Origin of the sequence: Streptomyces sp. M41, from assembly GCF_043673425.1 — a bacterium.
In the GTDB taxonomy this organism is placed as follows: domain Bacteria; phylum Actinomycetota; class Actinomycetes; order Streptomycetales; family Streptomycetaceae; genus Streptomyces.
In genome coordinates, this window is sequence record NZ_JBIMKE010000007.1 from 61,463 (window position 1) to 77,300 (window position 15,838).

13 protein-coding genes are annotated in these 15,838 nt (G+C 72.8%); 9 read left to right on the forward strand and 4 right to left on the reverse strand.

Annotation, left to right across the window (positions count from 1 at the left end; all coding sequences use genetic code 11):
• Window positions 1-57: 57 nt before the first annotated feature.
• Window positions 58-1,788: a GAF domain-containing protein gene (locus ACHBTE_RS12080; RefSeq protein WP_394723681.1), complete on the reverse strand. Its 1,731-nt coding sequence runs from the start codon at window positions 1,786-1,788 to the stop codon at window positions 58-60.
• A 117-nt stretch (window positions 1,789-1,905) separates the two neighbouring features.
• Window positions 1,906-2,772, reverse strand: coding sequence for a LysR family transcriptional regulator (locus ACHBTE_RS12085; protein ID WP_394723682.1), 867 nt, complete (start codon window positions 2,770-2,772; stop codon window positions 1,906-1,908).
• 68 nt (window positions 2,773-2,840) lie between these two features.
• On the opposite strand from ACHBTE_RS12085, the gene ACHBTE_RS12090 reads away from it, so the two are divergent.
• The 4 genes from ACHBTE_RS12090 (at window position 2,841) to meaB (ending at window position 9,025) form a co-directional block, all read left to right on the forward strand.
• Window positions 2,841-3,758, forward strand: a complete 918-nt coding sequence (locus ACHBTE_RS12090; RefSeq protein WP_394723683.1) for an EamA family transporter — start codon at window positions 2,841-2,843, stop codon at window positions 3,756-3,758.
• A gap of 259 nt (window positions 3,759-4,017) precedes the next feature.
• A complete protein-coding gene (locus ACHBTE_RS12095; protein ID WP_394723684.1) occupies window positions 4,018-5,835 on the forward strand; it encodes a methylmalonyl-CoA mutase family protein in 1,818 nt (605 codons plus the stop codon).
• Window positions 5,832-8,024, forward strand: a complete 2,193-nt coding sequence (gene scpA, locus ACHBTE_RS12100; protein ID WP_394723685.1) for a methylmalonyl-CoA mutase — start codon at window positions 5,832-5,834, stop codon at window positions 8,022-8,024. Before ACHBTE_RS12095 ends, scpA begins: the two co-directional genes overlap by 4 nt.
• Window positions 8,021-9,025, forward strand: a complete 1,005-nt coding sequence (gene meaB / locus ACHBTE_RS12105; RefSeq protein ID WP_394723686.1) for a methylmalonyl Co-A mutase-associated GTPase MeaB — start codon at window positions 8,021-8,023, stop codon at window positions 9,023-9,025. The genes scpA and meaB overlap by 4 nt, the downstream gene beginning before the upstream one ends.
• Before the next feature lie 33 nt (window positions 9,026-9,058).
• Here the strand turns inward: meaB and ACHBTE_RS12110 are convergent, their stop codons facing one another.
• Entirely contained in the window at window positions 9,059-10,603 is a 1,545-nt protein-coding gene (locus tag ACHBTE_RS12110; protein ID WP_394723687.1) for a carboxylesterase/lipase family protein, read from the reverse strand.
• A 429-nt stretch (window positions 10,604-11,032) separates the two neighbouring features.
• Here ACHBTE_RS12110 and dhaK point away from each other — a divergent pair, with 429 nt between their 5' ends.
• The 3 genes from dhaK to ACHBTE_RS12125 are packed head-to-tail and all read left to right on the forward strand — an operon-like array spanning window position 11,033 to window position 13,126.
• A complete protein-coding gene (gene dhaK / locus ACHBTE_RS12115; RefSeq protein ID WP_394723688.1) occupies window positions 11,033-12,025 on the forward strand; it encodes a dihydroxyacetone kinase subunit DhaK in 993 nt (330 codons plus the stop codon).
• A 56-nt stretch (window positions 12,026-12,081) separates the two neighbouring features.
• Window positions 12,082-12,681, forward strand: a complete 600-nt coding sequence (gene dhaL / locus ACHBTE_RS12120; protein ID WP_394723689.1) for a dihydroxyacetone kinase subunit DhaL — start codon at window positions 12,082-12,084, stop codon at window positions 12,679-12,681.
• Window positions 12,674-13,126 carry a PTS-dependent dihydroxyacetone kinase phosphotransferase subunit DhaM gene (locus ACHBTE_RS12125; RefSeq protein WP_394723690.1) on the forward strand — a complete coding sequence of 151 codons (453 nt, stop codon included), beginning with the start codon at window positions 12,674-12,676 and terminating at the stop codon, window positions 13,124-13,126. The genes dhaL and ACHBTE_RS12125 overlap by 8 nt, the downstream gene beginning before the upstream one ends.
• Before the next feature lie 41 nt (window positions 13,127-13,167).
• On the opposite strand, the gene ACHBTE_RS12130 is transcribed toward ACHBTE_RS12125, so the two are convergent.
• Window positions 13,168-13,842 carry a glycoside hydrolase family 75 protein gene (locus ACHBTE_RS12130; protein ID WP_394723691.1) on the reverse strand — a complete coding sequence of 225 codons (675 nt, stop codon included), beginning with the start codon at window positions 13,840-13,842 and terminating at the stop codon, window positions 13,168-13,170.
• A gap of 271 nt (window positions 13,843-14,113) precedes the next feature.
• On the opposite strand from ACHBTE_RS12130, the gene ACHBTE_RS12135 reads away from it, so the two are divergent.
• Both ACHBTE_RS12135 and ACHBTE_RS12140 read left to right on the forward strand, forming a co-directional pair.
• Entirely contained in the window at window positions 14,114-15,103 is a 990-nt protein-coding gene (locus ACHBTE_RS12135; RefSeq protein WP_394723692.1) for a fibronectin type III domain-containing protein, read from the forward strand.
• 166 nt (window positions 15,104-15,269) lie between these two features.
• Window positions 15,270-15,812: a hypothetical protein gene (locus ACHBTE_RS12140; protein WP_394723693.1), complete on the forward strand. Its 543-nt coding sequence runs from the start codon at window positions 15,270-15,272 to the stop codon at window positions 15,810-15,812.
• Window positions 15,813-15,838 lie beyond the last annotated feature (26 nt).

The following is a 15,838-nucleotide window of genomic DNA, read 5'->3' on the forward strand; positions in this document are numbered from 1 at the left end:
GCGGCAGCAGGGTGGGAGGGCCGCCCGGGTGCTCGGCGGGCGGGTCTGCCTGCCTCCTCAGCGCTCCGCCGCCGCCAGCGGCACCCGCCACACCAGGGTGGTGCCGCCGCGCTCGGGGGTGAGCAGCTTCAGTTCGCCGCCCAGCTGCCGGGCCCGTTCGGTCATGTTGGCCAGGCCGCTGCGGCGCCCCCCGGGGGTGATGCCCACGCCGTCGTCGGACACGGTCAGCCGCACCTCACGGCCGTCGGTGCTCAGGACGACCTCGGCGTGTCGGGCACGGGCGTGCCGGCCGATGTTGGTCAGGGCCTCGGACAGCACGGCCACCACATGGTCGGCGACCTCCCTCGGCACGTCGGTGTCCACCAGGCCCTCCATGCGCACGCCCGGCGCGAACCCCAGGACGGGCGCGGCCTCGCCGGCCACCCGGACGACCCGCGCCCGCAGCCCGGTTCCGGCGGCTCCCTCGCGGGCACGCAGGCCGAAGATCGTCGACCGGATGATCTTGATCGTCTCGTCCAGGTCGTCCACCGCCCGCGACACGCGTTCCGACGCCTCCTCGTGCTCGATGAGACGGCCGGTGCTCTGCAAGGTCATGCCCGTCGCGAACAGCCGCTGGATCGCGAGGTCGTGCAGGTCGCGGGCGATCCGGTCGCGGTCCTGGAGCACGGCGATCTGCGCCGCGTCCCCGCGCCGCTCGGCCAGTTCCATCGCGATCGCGGCCTGCGCGGCGAAGCCCCTCAGCGGCTCGGTCTCCTTCTCGGAGAACGACGCGTGCCCCGCCTCGCGCACGAGCAGGACGACACCGCGTACGCCGTCCGCGGCCCCGATGGGCACGGCCACGGCGGCACCGAGTCCGTCGAACCGGGGCGAGGGGGACGGCACGCGCGCGTCGACGGTGACGTCCGGGCTGGTGACCGGGGTGGCGGTGGCGAACGCCTGACCCATCAGACTCCCGTGCACGGGCAGCACGAGCCCGCGATGTGCCTCGGCGCCCTGTCCGACGGCCAGCTCGACCTCCAGCGCGTCGGTGTCCTCCAGGGGCATGGCGACCACGGCGAGGGCCGCGCCGGTGATCTCCCGGGCGCGTTCGGCGATCAGGCCGATGGCCTCGCCGCGCTCGCTGCCGGACATCAGGCGGCGGGTGAGTTCCGCGTTGGCCTGAAGCCAGCGCTCCCGCAGCCGCGACTCCTCGTACAGCCGGGCGTTGTCGATGGCCACTCCGGCCGCGACGGCGAGGGTCGACAGGACCGACTCGTCCTCCTCGTCGAACTCCGCCCCGCCCCGTTTCTCGGTCAGGTACAGATTGCCGAAGACCTGGTCGCGGACCCGGATCGGGACGCCGAGGAAAGTGCTCATGGGCGGATGGTGCGCCGGGAAGCCGTACGAGGCGGGGTGCTCGGAGATCTTCGACAGCCGCAGCGGCTCGGGGTGGCGGATCAGCTCGCCCAGGATGCCGTGGCCCTGCGGAAAGTGGCCGATCCTGGCGATCTGCTCCTCGTCGACGCCGACCGTGTGGAAGGCGGACAGCCGCTCCCCGTCGGAGCCGATCACGCCGAGGGCCGCGTACCGGGCGTCGACCAGCACGGCCGCGGCCTCCACGATGCCGCGCAGCGCCTGCTCCAGGTCCAGCTCCCGGCCGACCGAGAGCACCGCCTCCAGCAGGCTGTGCACCCGGTCGCGGGTGCCGCGGGCCGCGTCGAGCCGGGCCTGCAACTCCTCCAGCAGCTCGTCCAGCCTCAGCTGCGGCAGCCGCACACGAGCCTGCCCGGCCCGCCCCTGGCTCTCCACCGGTAGCTCCTCCACGTCCCCTCGGCCTCAGCGAAGCCGACCCGTCCCGCCCCCTTGCCACGGTAACGGCCCGAGGAGGGGAGGGCATGGGATCAAGCCTGACGGCAGGACGGTCCCTCAGTCCCCCCGGTACAACGCGCTGAGCAGCTCGATCGTCGCCTGGGTGGCCGGCGGCGGGTCGTCGCGCCACCAGGCCAGCCGTACGGGGATGGGCTCCGCGTCGCGTACGGGCCGGTAGACGACGCCGGGGCGCGGGTACTGGTTGGCGGTGGCCTCGGCGGTCACGCCGACGCAGCGGCCGGTGGAGATCACCGTGAGCCAGTCGTCGACGTCGTGGGTCTCCTCGGTCGCCGGACGCGCGTCGGGCGGCCACAGTTCGGTGGTGGTGGTTCCGGTACGGCGGTCGACGAGGAGGGTACGGCCGCTGAGGTCGGCCAGCCGGATCGCGCGCCGCCGGGCCAGCGGGTCGTCGGCGGCCACGGCACACAGCCGTCGCTCCAGCCCGACGATGGCGGAGTCGAACCGCCGGCCGTCGACGGGTCTGCGGACGACGGACAGGTCACAGGCGCCCTCCGCGAGACCGGCGGTGGCCGAGTTGACCCGCACGAGCTGGAGTTCGGTGCCGGGGTGCGCGGCGGCCCAGCGACGCTGGAGGGCCGGGGTGTGCCGGCCCAGAGCCGCCCAGGCGTAGCCCATCCGCAGCCGGTCGTGCCCGGAGCGGGCCTCCCTCACGAGGTCGTCCACCTCGCCGAGCACCCGCCGGGCGTGGGCCAGGACGCGCAGTCCGGTCGCCGTGGGGGACACCTCGCGCGAGGTCCGCCGCAACAGCCTTACTCCCAGGGCGCGTTCGAGCGAGGCCAGGGAGCGGGACACGGCCGCCTGGGAGACGCCGAGGGCGATGGCGGCATCGGTGAAGGTGCCCTCGTCGACGATCGCGACGAGACAGCGCAGCTGCCTCAGCTCCACATCCGCATCCCTGTCCATGCGTCCAGCGTATAGATGGAGACCCCAGCGCATTTTGCGCAAAGATCGGCCGGCCTCAGCATCGGCGCATGCGTCTGCGACCCGCACCTGAGTCCGCACTTGTGTCCGCCCCGGTACCCGCCCCCGCGGCCCACCCCGCACCCGCCGAGCCGACCGGCGGGCGCCTCGCCGCGGTGGCGACGATGATCGGCAGCGGTCTGTCCAACCAGACCGGCGCCGCGATCGGTTCCCTCGCCTTCCCCGTCCTCGGCCCGGTCGGTGTCGTCGCCGTGCGCCAGTACGTCGCCGCCCTTGTCCTGCTGGCCGTCGGCCGGCCCAGGCTGCGTTCGTTCACGTGGCGCCAGTGGTGGCCGGTCGCCTCGCTGGCCGTGGTGTTCGGCACCATGAACCTCTCGCTGTACTCGGCGATCGACCGCATCGGCCTGGGCCTCGCGGTGACCCTGGAGTTCCTCGGCCCGCTCGCCGTCGCCCTGGCCGGCTCCCGCCGCCGCGTCGACATCGGCTGTGCGCTGATCGCCGGGGCCGGTGTCGTCACCCTGATGCGCCCGCAGCCCTCGGCCGACCCTCTCGGGATGGCCCTGGGCCTGCTGGCCGCCGTGTGCTGGGCGTCGTACATCCTGCTCAACCGCACCGTCGGCCTGCGGGTCCCCGGCGCCCAGGGCGCGGCCGTCGCGGCCGGTCTGTCGGCGGTGATGTTCCTGCCGGTCGGCATCGCCGTCGCCGTACGGCACCCCCCGACGGCCGGTGCCGTCGCCTGCGCGGTCGCCGCGGGCGTCCTCTCCTCGGCCGTGCCCTACCTCGTGGACCTGTTCACCCTGCGACACGTCCCGGCGCGGGCCTTCGGCCTGTTCATGAGCGTCAACCCGGTCCTCGCCGCCACCGTCGGCTGGATCGGTCTGGGGCAGACCCTGGGCGGCCCGGAGTGGGCCGGCATCGGCGCGATCGTCACCGCCAACGCGCTCAGCATTCTGACCTCGCGGAAGTGACACGATGTCAATCGCTCGCGGCCCTCTTCGCGGCGGGTCCCGGGAACCGTGATGGCGGGTCCGGGAAGAGGACCCGGGTCGAGGCCGGTCGCCGGTCGCCGGTCGCCGGTCGCCGGTCGCCGGTCGCCGGTCGCCGGTCGCCGGTCGCCGGTCGCCGGTCAAGATCGACACGACGAGGGCCAGGTCACAATGTCGGAGAGGGCAAGGTCACAGCCCTGCCCTCTGCTGCTCCTTTGCGCTCGTGGCCTAGCATCCGAGCATGACGGTCCTGCCTGACGACGGGCTTGAGCTGGCCGCCGAGTTCCCTGACGTGACCCACGAGCAGTGGCAGCGCCTCGTTGCGGGCGTGCTGCGCAAGTCGGGCAAGGACGTCGAGGGCGCCGAGGCCGAGGAAGCCCTGTCCACCGCGCTCGAGGACGGGTTGCGCACCCGGCCTCTGTACACCGCGCACGACACCGCGCCCGAACCGGGCCTGCCCGGATTCGCGCCCTTTGTACGCGGCAGCCGTGCGGAGGGAAACACCGTCGGCGGCTGGGACGTACGTCAACGGCACACATCCGGCGACGGCGGCGCGATCCTCGCGGACCTGGAGAACGGCGTCACCTCGCTGTGGCTGGCCGTCGGCGAGAGCGGCATCCCGGTGCCGTCGCTGGCCGCCGCCCTGGAGGGCGTCTATCTCGACCTGGCACCCGTCGTCCTCGACGCCGGCCGTGAGGTCGAGTCCGCCGCCCGTGCGCTGCTGCGGCTGTACGAGGAGCGCGGTGTCGCCAAGGACGCGGCGCGCGGCAACCTCGGCGCCGATCCGCTCGGCTTCGAGGCCCGCACCGGGCAGGCGATGGCGGACGACTTCGCGGCACCGGCCTCCCTGGCGCGGCTGTGCGCCGAGGAGTACCCGGGGCTGCGGGCACTGACCGTGGACGCGCTGCCGTACCACGAGGCCGGCGGCTCGGCGGCCCAGGAGCTGGGCTGCTCGCTGGCGACCGGTGTCGCGTATCTGCGGGAGCTGACCGAGGCGGGGCTGAGCGTCGAACAGGCCTGCGCCCAGCTGGAGTTCCGGTACGCGGCGACCGCCGACCAGTTCCTGACGATCGCCAAGCTGCGGGCCGCGCGCAGGCTGTGGGCCAGGGTGGCCGAGGTCTGCGGCGCCCCGGCCGCGGGTGCGCAGCGTCAGCACGTCGTGACGTCGCCGGTGATGATGACGCGCCGCGACCCGTGGGTGAACATGCTGCGCGCGACGATCGCGACGCTGGCCGCGGGGGCGGGCGGCGCCGACTCGGTCACCGTGCTGCCCTTCGACCACGCGCTCGGTCTGCCGGACGCGTTCGCGCGGCGCATCGCCCGCAACACTTCGACGATCCTGATCGAGGAGTCGCATCTGGCCCGGGTCATCGACCCCGCGGGCGGCTCCTGGTATGTGGAGCGGCTCACCGACGAACTCGCGCAGGCGGGCTGGGAGTTCTTCCAGCGCATCGAGCGGCTCGGCGGGCAGGCGGCGGCCCTGCGCTCCGGCCGCCTCGCCGAGGACCTCGCCGCCACCTGGGAGGCGCGCAGCGGCAAGCTCGCCAAGCGCCGTGAACCCATCACCGGCGTCAGCGAGTTCCCGCACCTGGCGGAGAAGCCGGTCGAGCGCGCGAGCGCGCCCGAGCAGCCGTCCGGCGGCCTGCCGCGCGTCCGCCGCGACGAGGCGTACGAAAAGCTGCGTGCCCGCTCCGACGCCCACCTGGCCGCGACCGGCTCCCGGCCCCGGATCTTCCTCGCCGCGCTGGGCCCGGCCGCCGCGCACACCGCGCGCCTCACCTTCGCCTCGAACCTCTTCCAGGCGGGCGGCATCGAGCCCGTCACCGAGGGCACCTTCGAGGAGAGCGGTGCCACCGAGGCGTGCCTGTGCTCCAGCGACGCGCTGTACGAGGAGCAGGCTCAGGCCGTGGCCGCGCAGCTGAAGGCCGCCGGCGCCGCGCAGGTGTGCCTCGCCGGGCGTCCCGGGCAGTACGCCGGTGTCGACTCGTACGTCTTCGCGGGCTGCGATGCCGTGGCCGTGCTGTCCGCGACCCTCGACCGCATGGGAGTGTCCCGATGACCGCCCCTTCCGGCCCTGCCGTCCCCGACTTCTCCGGGATCGAGCTGGGCACCCCGACCGCCGACGGCGGCAGCGCCGAGTGGCGTACGGCGGTCAAGAACGCGGCCGGCGGGGACGACCTGCTCTGGGAGACCCCGGAAGGCATCCCGGTCAAGCCGCTCTACACCGGCCAGGACCTGGAGGGCCTGGACTTCCTGGGCACGTACCCGGGCGCGACGCCGTATCTGCGCGGGCCGTACCCGACGATGTACGTCAACCAGCCCTGGACGATCCGGCAGTACGCGGGATTCTCCACGGCCGAGGAGTCCAACGCCTTCTACCGCCGTAACCTCGCGGCCGGCCAGAAGGGCCTGTCGGTCGCCTTCGACCTGCCCACCCACCGCGGCTACGACAGCGACCATCCGCGGGTGACGGGCGACGTCGGCATGGCGGGCGTGGCCATCGACTCGATCTATGACATGCGGCAGCTGTTCGACGGCATTCCGCTGGACAAGATGACCGTGTCGATGACGATGAACGGCGCCGTGCTGCCGGTGCTGGCGCTGTACATCGTGGCGGCGGAGGAACAGGGCGTCGCGCCCGAGAAGCTGGCCGGGACCATTCAGAACGACATCCTCAAGGAGTTCATGGTCCGCAACACCTACATCTATCCGCCGAAGCCGTCGATGCGGATCATCTCCGACATCTTCGCGTTCACCTCGCAGCGGATGCCGCGCTACAACTCCATCTCCATCTCCGGCTACCACATCCAGGAGGCGGGTGCGACGGCCGACCTGGAGCTGGCGTACACCCTCGCGGACGGCGTGGAGTACATCCGGGCGGGCCGCGAGGCGGGCCTGGACGTGGACGCGTTCGCGCCCCGGCTGTCGTTCTTCTGGGCGATCGGCATGAACTTCTTCATGGAGATCGCCAAGCTGCGCGCGGCCCGGCTGCTGTGGGCGAAGCTGGTCAAGCAGTTCGACCCGAGGAACAGCAAGTCCCTGTCGCTGCGTACCCATTCGCAGACGTCGGGCTGGTCGCTGACCGCGCAGGACGTGTTCAACAACGTCACGCGTACCTGTGTCGAGGCGATGGCGGCGACGCAGGGCCACACGCAGTCGCTGCACACCAACGCCCTCGACGAGGCGCTCGCGCTGCCCACCGACTTCTCGGCCCGCATCGCGCGCAACACCCAGCTGCTCATCCAGCAGGAGTCGGGCACGACGCGGGTCATCGACCCGTGGGGCGGCAGCGCCTATGTGGAGAAACTGACGTACGACCTCGCGCGCCGGGCCTGGCAGCACATCCAGGAGGTGGAGGCGGCGGGCGGCATGGCCAAGGCGATCGACGCCGGCATCCCCAAGTTGCGCATCGAGGAGGCCGCGGCCCGCACCCAGGCCCGCATCGACTCCGGCCGCCAGCCGGTCATCGGCGTCAACAAGTACCGCGTCGACAGCGACGAGCAGATCGACGTGCTCAAGGTCGACAACTCCTCCGTGCGGGCCCAGCAGATCGCCAAGCTGCGCAGGCTGCGCGAGGAGCGGGACGACACCGCCTGCCAGGACGCGCTGGACGCGCTGACCCGGGCCGCCGGCGGCGAGGGCAATCTGCTGGAGCTGGCGGTGCGCGCGGCCCGCGCGAAGGCGACCGTCGGGGAGATCTCGGACGCCCTGGAGAAGGTGTACGGCCGGCACGCGAGCCAGATCCGTACGATCTCCGGTGTGTACCGCAACGAAGCAGGCGAGTCCCCCTCGGTGGACCGCACCCGCGCCCTGGTCGACAACTTCGACGAGGCCGAGGGCCGCCGTCCGCGCATCCTGGTCGCCAAGATGGGCCAGGACGGCCACGACCGCGGCCAGAAGGTCATCGCGACGGCCTTCGCCGACCTCGGCTTCGACGTCGACGTCGGCCCGCTGTTCCAGACGCCGGCCGAGGTCGCCCGTCAGGCCGTGGAGGCGGACGTGCACATCGTCGGGGTGTCGTCGCTGGCGGCCGGGCACCTCACGCTCGTCCCGGCGCTGCGCGAGGCGCTGGCCGAGGAGGGGCGCGAGGACATCATGATCGTGGTCGGCGGGGTGATCCCGCCGCAGGATGTGCCGACGCTCCTGGAGATGGGCGCGGCGGCCGTCTTCCCGCCCGGCACGGTCATCCCGGACGCGGCGTACGACCTGGTCGAGCGCCTGTCGACGGACCTCGGGCACGACCTGTGATCGATGTCGACGCGTATGCGAAGGGCGTGCTCGACGGCAAGCGGGCGGTCATCGCCCGTGCTATCACGCTCGTCGAGTCGACCCGGCCCCAGCACCGGTCACTGGCTCAGGAGCTGCTGACCGAGCTGCTCCCGCACAGCGGCCGGGCCCGGCGGATCGGCGTCAGCGGGGTGCCGGGCGTCGGCAAGTCGACGTTCATCGACGCGTTCGGCACGATGCTGACCTCGCTCGGGCACCGGGTCGCCGTCCTCGCCGTCGACCCGTCCTCCAGCCGTACCGGCGGCTCGATCCTCGGTGACAAGACCCGGATGGAACGCCTGGCCGTGGACCCGGCGGCGTTCGTCCGCCCCTCCCCCACGGCGGGCACGCTCGGCGGGGTCGCCAAGGCGACCCGGGAGTCGATCGTGGTGATGGAGGCGGCCGGCTACGACGTGATCCTGGTGGAGACGGTCGGCGTCGGCCAGTCCGAGACCGCGGTGGCGAACATGGTCGACTCCTTCCTGCTGCTCACCCTGGCCCGCACCGGCGACCAGTTGCAGGGCATCAAGAAGGGTGTCCTGGAGCTGGCCGACGTGATCGCCGTCAACAAGGCGGACGGCCCGCACGAGGGCGACGCCCGCGCCGCCGCGCGTGAACTGGCGGGCGCGCTGCGGCTGATGCACGGCAGGGACGCGGCGTGGACGCCGCCCGTGCTGAGTTGCAGCGCACGGCAGTCGACCGGCCTGGACACGGTCTGGGAGCGCCTCGAACAGCATCGCACCCTGCTGGACTCGACCGGCCGCCTCGCCGCCAAGCGGCGTGATCAGCAGGTCGACTGGACCTGGAGCATGGTCCGCGACGAGCTCCTGGGCCGTCTGCACGCCGATCCGGCGGTACGGGCTCTCGCGCCGGTGCTGGAACAGCGGGTCAGGGACGGCGAGTTGACGCCGACGCTGGCCGCCGAGCGCATCCTCGGGGCACTCGGAGGCCCCGGGACGGGGACGGGGACGGACCAGCCCTGACCGGTGGGGGCCCGCACCGGGTGGCGCCCGTTACTACTTCAGCAGGGGCAGCGCGGGGAATTCCTGCCCCTCCCACAGCCGACGCGAGACCTCCTCCGGGTACGGCCGCACCGCCGGCTCCACGTCCAGCACCTGCGTCGGCCGGCTCACGGTGTCGTACGCCGGCCAGCCCGGGTCCCCGGTCCGGGCGAACGCCGTCCACGAGGTCCGGAACAGGGCGCCCAGCGCCTCGGCCTCCGCGGGGACGCCGGTCCCCGCGAAGAGAAGTTGGCCGAGGTCCGCTTCGTATGTGCCGAACAGCAGGGGGATGTCCAGGCCGTGGCAGGCGCCGAGCAGGCCGCCGTAGCCCGGTGCCGGCCAGGTCAGTTCGTAGACATGGGCCCGGCCGCCGCCCGCCACCTGTGCCTCGGCCAGGTTCAGGGAGGGCCGGTTGAAGAGCCAATCGGTCTGCACGCGTTCGTACAGCTCGCTCGGGCCGGCGTCCGGGAAGGCCGTGCGGTAGGCCCGTTCGCCGTCCGGGCCCGGTCCGAACGTCCGCAGCGCCCACGCCGCCCGCTCCTCGTCGATCCGCTCCGGCCCGCCGGCCATGACGAGGAACAGCCGCCACTCGTCGCGGTTGTGCCCGACGAGCAGCTCCACCTCGCTCGCGGCACCCGCCTGAAGCGCCGGCCAGGGCGTGCACGGCAGCACCTCGCCGTCGACGACCGGCGAGAAGGGCGTGACCGCGGGGGCGGCCCGACCCCATCTGTCCTCGTACTGCCGCATCCGCGCGCTCAACGCCTCGCCGGCCGAGGTGAGTCGACGGGGGTCGACGGTCGAGAGGGCGGCTGCCGTCGGGGGCAGCCCCGCCCCCGACGCGATCTCGGTGGCGATGTCCCGGGCGAGCTCGTCGGAGAAGAACGTGCCGGGCACGCTCTGCGTGATCGCCCGCCGGAACAGGCCGTGGGCGCTCGGCATGGCGAGCAGCGCGGCGATGGACCCGGCTCCCGCCGACTCCCCGAAGACCGTGATCTGCCCGGGGTCCCCGCCGAACGCCGTGATGTTCTCCCGCACCCATTCCAGCGCGGCGACCTGGTCCAGCAGGCCCCGGTTCGCCGGCGCCCCGTCGATCCGTGCGAACCCCTCGATGCCGACGCGGTAGTTGAAGGTGACGACGACCAGATCACCGGCCCGCGCGAGGTGCTGAGCGTCGTACCCGGGGCTGCCGGCGTGGCCGAGCTTGTAGGCACCGCCGTAGATCCACACCATCACGGGGCGGCGGGACTCCGGGTCCGCCTCGGGCGTCCAGACGTTGAGGGTGAGCCAGTCGTCGCCCGTGGGCGCGTCGAGTGCGCCCCGCATGCCCTGGAAGATCGCCTCCTGCGGGGGCGGCGGGCCGAACACATACGCCTCCCGGACCCCGTCCCAGGCCCGCGCGGGCCGCGGTGCCCCGAACCGGGCCGCCCCCACCGGGGGTTCGGCGAACGGAATGCCCCGGAAGACGTCGAGGCCGTCCGCCCGGCACCCGCGCACCGCACCGGCCGCGGTGCGTACGACAGGGCCCTGAGGCGCGGATTCACGGGGTTCGGCTGTCGTCATCGTCCATCCTCAACAGTCGGTCCGGCGGAGCCCCTTCGAGCTACCGAAACAGGTACGGGCTACTGACCCAGGCACGGGTACGGGTACGGGTACGGCCACTGAAACAGGTGCGGGTTGTCTCAGGCAACCATTCCCTCGCGCCCCGCACGCTACCCATCAGTAATTTGTGGCGTTCGGCAGGGACCGACCAAGAGCGTGGCGGCGACACGGTCGGCCGGTGGCTCCACCGCGTGACCTCCGCGGCCACAGGGTCGATACTTTGCGGCAGCAGCGCTTCCGGCGACCACGAACGACTCCCGACCGCTAACTGACAGACCGTCACCGACAGCAGCGTCCAGTCAGCGCACTACAGAGATCGAGAACTGGCCCGACACATCCTGACCTGCAAAAATTGCGGTCAGAGGCACATCTGCTCTCCGGGAGGTACCGATGAAGATGCTGATCAACGTCGCGGAAACCGTGGTCGCGGATGCCTTGCGCGGCATGGCAGCGGCCCATCCCGAGCTGGTCGTCGACGTGGAGAACCGGGTGATCGTACGGCGGGACGCCCCCGTCGCGGGGAAGGTCGCGCTGATCTCCGGTGGTGGGTCGGGGCACGAGCCGCTGCACGGTGGATTCGTGGGCCCGGGGATGCTGTCGGGGGCCTGCCCCGGAGAGGTGTTCACCTCCCCGGTGCCCGACCAGATGGTGCGGGCCGCGGCGGCCGTGGACAGCGGGGCCGGTGTGCTGTTCATCGTCAAGAACTACACGGGTGACGTGCTGAACTTCGACATGGCCGCGGAGCTCGCCGAGGACGAGGGCATCCGGGTCGCGAAGGTCCTCGTCAACGACGACGTGGCGGTCACCGACAGCCTCTACACGGCCGGGCGGCGCGGTACGGGCGCGACACTGTTCGTGGAGAAGATCGCGGGTGCCGCCGCCGACGAGGGGCAGCCGCTGGAGCGGGTGGAGGCCGTCGCGCGGCAGGTGAACGAGAACGCCCGCAGCTTCGGCATCGCCCTCAGCGCCTGCACCACGCCCGCCAAGGGCACCCCCACCTTCGATCTGCCGCCCGGTGAGCTGGAGTTGGGCATCGGCATCCACGGCGAGCCCGGCCGGGAGCGGCGGGCGATGATGACGTCCGGCGAGATCGCGGAGTTCGCGGTGGGCGCCGTCCTGGACGACATGACCCCGCGCAACCCGGTGCTCGTCCTCGTCAACGGCATGGGCGGCACACCGCTGTTGGAGCTGTACGGGTTCAACGCCGAGGTGCAGCGGGTGCTCACCGAGCGCGGGGTGGCCGTCGCCCACACCCTCGTCGGCAACTACGTCACCTCGCTCGACATGGCCGGCGCCTCGATCACCCTGTGCCAGGTCGACGAGGAGTTGCTGCGACTGTGGAAGGCGCCGGTGAAGACGCCGGGGCTGCGCTGGGGCATGTAGGACATCGCGACGGGCGACGCCGAGGTGTCAACGTACCGACCACACAAGGAGATCTTGTGCTCGACGCCGATTTCTTCCGCCGTTGGATGACGGCGACCGCCGCTGCCGTCGACCGTGAGGCGGAGCGGCTCACCGCCCTCGACTCACCCATCGGGGACGCCGACCACGGCAGCAATCTGCACCGTGGCTTCACCGCCGTCACCGCGGCGCTGGAGAAGGAGGCTCCGGCCACACCCGGCGGGGTCCTCACGCTCGCCGGACGGCAGCTGATCTCGACGGTCGGCGGGGCGTCGGGGCCGCTGTACGGCACGCTGCTGCGCCGGACCGGCAAGGCCCTCGGGGACGCCGGCGAGGTGAGTGCGGAACAGCTCGCCCAGGCGCTGCGGGCCGGAGTGGACGCGGTCATGACGCTCGGGGGTGCGGCGCCGGGCGACAAGACGATGATCGATGCGCTGGTGCCGGCCGTGGACGCCCTCGAGGAGGGCTTCGCCGCGGCTCGGGCCGCCGCGGAGGAGGGTGCCCGGGCCACGACGCCGTTGCAGGCCCGTAAGGGGCGGGCGAGTTATCTCGGGGAGCGCAGCATCGGGCACCAGGATCCCGGGGCGACGTCCTCGGCACTGCTGATCGCCGGACTCGCGGAGGCCGACGGTGAGTGACGCGACGGTGGGCGAGGAGAGGGCGGGCGAGGAGACGGCGGGCGAGCGGCTCGTCGGCATCGTGCTGGTCTCGCACAGCGCGCAGGTGGCGGCGTCGGTGGCCGAGCTGGCGCAGGGGCTCGCGGGTGCCGGTACCGCCGTGCCGGTCGCCCCGGCGGGCGGTACCGAGGCCGGTGACCTCGGCACCAGCGCGGAGCTGATCGCGGCGGCGGCTGCGTCCGTGGACCGCGGTGCCGGGGTGGCGGTCCTCACCGACCTGGGCAGCGCGGTCCTCACCGTCAAGGCCCTGCTCGCCGAGGGCGACGAACTGCCGGACGGGACCCGCCTGGTGGACGCGCCGTTCGTCGAGGGCGCGGTGGCCGCGGTCGTCACGGCGGCCACCGGGGCCGACCTGACGGCGGTGGAGGCGGCGGCTGCGGAGGCGTACACGTATCGGAAGGTGTGAGGCGCACGACAGTGCGCGGTCCGTCCCCGTGCCCGCCGCCGTCACTTGCCGTGCACGAACTCCCTCGCCAGCCGCTCGCCCGTCGTCGCGGCGGCTTCACGGCTCTCGACGGGCTTCACCGGTGCCCGGTCGAAGACGATGTAGGTGACTCCGGAGGGCGTGCCGCCACTGCGCGGATCGGCGGGGATGCCGAGGGCCTCGGCGGCGGCGTACGACGCCTCACCGATCATGTCGCCCGGGCCCACGTCACCGACGACCGCGTACCGCACCCGGTCCCGGTACACGACCGCCGCCACCGAGCCGCCTCGGATGCCGTGGTCACGGTGGTTCCAGATACCGCTCGGGGCGGGGACGACGATGTACGGGAGGCGTTCGGCGTTCAAGTAGCGCCCGTCGGACTGCTGGAAGGCCGTCGCGGCGGTGAAGGAGGGGTCGCTGCGGCGGTTGCAGCGCCGGGTGGGTCGTCCGTCGCAGTCGATGTCCATGTCGGCCTTCCAGTGGACCGCTCCCCGCATCCCGCAGACCGGGATCTTCGCGGGCGCGCCCCTGTCGGTGCGGTAGCGCCCCTGTGACACGGCGTCACAGCCGCGCAGCTTCGCCAGCAGGTCGGCGGCGCCGACATCGCCCTCGCGGCGCGTCATGGGCCCTGCCTGGGCGGTGGCGGGCGGGGCCGTGGGCGAGGTCGTCGGAGCCAGCAGGGCGGCGCTTGCCGCCACCAGCGTCAGCGAGCGGAAGGGGCCGGGGCCCTGAGTCCATGTCGGACCCGGGCTCGCCGGCCCCCGGCGTCCGGCGCGGGATCAGCGACGACAGCGGTCCGCGTCGGCGGCCCGAACTCCCCACCTCGCACGGAGAGTTCGGCCGTGAAGAGCTTCAGCATACGTAACCCTCCACACGGGTCACCAACGGCCACCCTCTTGATGTGACCGCGTCAGTCACGTCATATTGGTCCGGACCATTGCGGTGAGGTCACCCCCGGGAGGCAGACTCGTGCGACGCGTTCTCCTGCTCGTCCCCGCTCTCTGCGCAGCGTTCGCACTGCTCTGCGCCTGCGATCCGGGCGAGACGGGCGAGGGCGGTGGACGGCCTCCCGGGGCGCCCACCGGGGTGACGGCCGCGGCGAGCAGCGCGACCAGCGTGCACGTCATGTGGAACGCCGTTGCCACCGACCGGGGCATCCAGGTCTACGAGGTATATCGAGGGCCCACAAAGGTCAAGGAAGTGCCTGGTTCCGCGCACATGGTGGATGTCACCATGCTCAAGCCGTCCACCTCGTACGCCTTCACCGTCCGGGCCCGTGACACCGACGGGCGTCTCGGGCCGCCCAGCAGGGCGGTCCGGGCGAAGACTCCCGCGGCCGTGGCCGCCGACCGCTCGGCCCCGACCCGACCGGGCACACCGAAGGGGCGGGCGATCGGCAGCCGGGCGGTCCAGCTGGCGTGGTCGAGGGCGACCGACGACCAGGACGTGATGTCGTACGACATCCATCAGGGTGACACGAAGATCCACAGTGTGGGCGGGAACCAGACGGCGACGGTGGTCACCGGCCTGCGGCCCGGGAAGCGCTACTCCTTCACGATCCGGGCCAGGGACGCCGCCGACAACGTCTCCCCCGCCACCGAGGCGCTGCGCATCACCACGCCCGGCACCGACGACGGGCGCGGCACCGCCCCGACCGGCTTCCGGGCGACGACCCACCAGGAGGACGGGGCCTTCCACCTCGACCTGAGCTGGATACCGCCGCGGACCGACGGGGTGGTCACGGAGTACGAGGTGCGCCTCGACGGCCGCACCGCGACCTCGGTGGTCTTCGGCGGGAACGCGCCGCGCGAGCGGGCCACGTACAGCTTCTACCTGGGCCCGGAGAGGGGCGTCAGTCATCGGGTGCGCATCCGGGGCAGGCTTCCGGACGGCACCTGGGGCGGCTTCTCCACGGAGCGGACGGTGACCACCGGCGTGATGACCGGCGCACGGGACTGACGGACCGCCCAGCCCCTCGAACGCCGCACTCCGTCACCTGTCCGGGTGCGGCCCGCATGCGGGACGGGCCCGGGGCGCGTTGGCTGCCCCTGAGGCAGCACGGGCGTTCCCGATCCCGGCGGCGCACCGGATGTACCGCCGACCGTGCCGCCGGAGGGCAGTCCACATGCGCAACTCATCGCTATCGCTCCTCCTCCGCTCGGGCCTGACCGCGGCAGCCGCCTCCGCTCTTCCCCTGGCCCTCGCCGCCGGTCCGGCCGGCGCGGTCTCGGGGATCTCCGTGAGCACGACCGGGAGCACGGTCTCCGTCACGACGAGCGCCTGCACCAACATCAACGGCAATTGGGGCACGGCTTCGCTGCTCAACAGCAGACAGGCGAACTTCGCCCAGGGCCGCCAGGTCTCCCTCTCGGGGACGGCCTCGCTGCAGTCGGCGGCCTGGTCGGGCGTGAGCGCGGGCACGTACACGGTCATCGTGGTGTGCTCCAACGGCTCGACGGCGGGCACCCAGTCGGTCATCGTCACGGCACCCCCGACGCGCAGGCCCTCGCCCACGGCCTCGCCCTCGCGCGGAGTCATGGGCGGCGTCGGCGGGACCACCTCGGACTACGGCACCCTGACGCTGGTGGGCGGCGGGGCCCTGGTCGGCACGGGCGCGCTGGCCACGGTCTGGTTCCTGCGCCGCAAGTCCAAGCCGTACCGGCTCTGAGCCCCCACCGGTTCAGGCCGTACCGG

What these genes read in the sequence shown, in the direction of transcription:
- ACHBTE_RS12085 (WP_394723682.1), bottom strand. Translation starts at nt 2,772, where the DNA reads ATGGACAGGGATGCGGATGTGGAGCTGAGGCAGCTGCGCTGTCTCGTC.
- ACHBTE_RS12140 (WP_394723693.1), top strand. Translation starts at nt 15,270, where the DNA reads ATGCGCAACTCATCGCTATCGCTCCTCCTCCGCTCGGGCCTGACCGCG.
- dhaK (WP_394723688.1), top strand. Translation starts at nt 11,033, where the DNA reads ATGAAGATGCTGATCAACGTCGCGGAAACCGTGGTCGCGGATGCCTTG.
- ACHBTE_RS12110 (WP_394723687.1), bottom strand. Translation starts at nt 10,603, where the DNA reads ATGACGACAGCCGAACCCCGTGAATCCGCGCCTCAGGGCCCTGTCGTA.
- ACHBTE_RS12090 (WP_394723683.1), top strand. Translation starts at nt 2,841, where the DNA reads ATGCGTCTGCGACCCGCACCTGAGTCCGCACTTGTGTCCGCCCCGGTA.
- scpA (WP_394723685.1), top strand. Translation starts at nt 5,832, where the DNA reads ATGACCGCCCCTTCCGGCCCTGCCGTCCCCGACTTCTCCGGGATCGAG.
- ACHBTE_RS12095 (WP_394723684.1), top strand. Translation starts at nt 4,018, where the DNA reads ATGACGGTCCTGCCTGACGACGGGCTTGAGCTGGCCGCCGAGTTCCCT.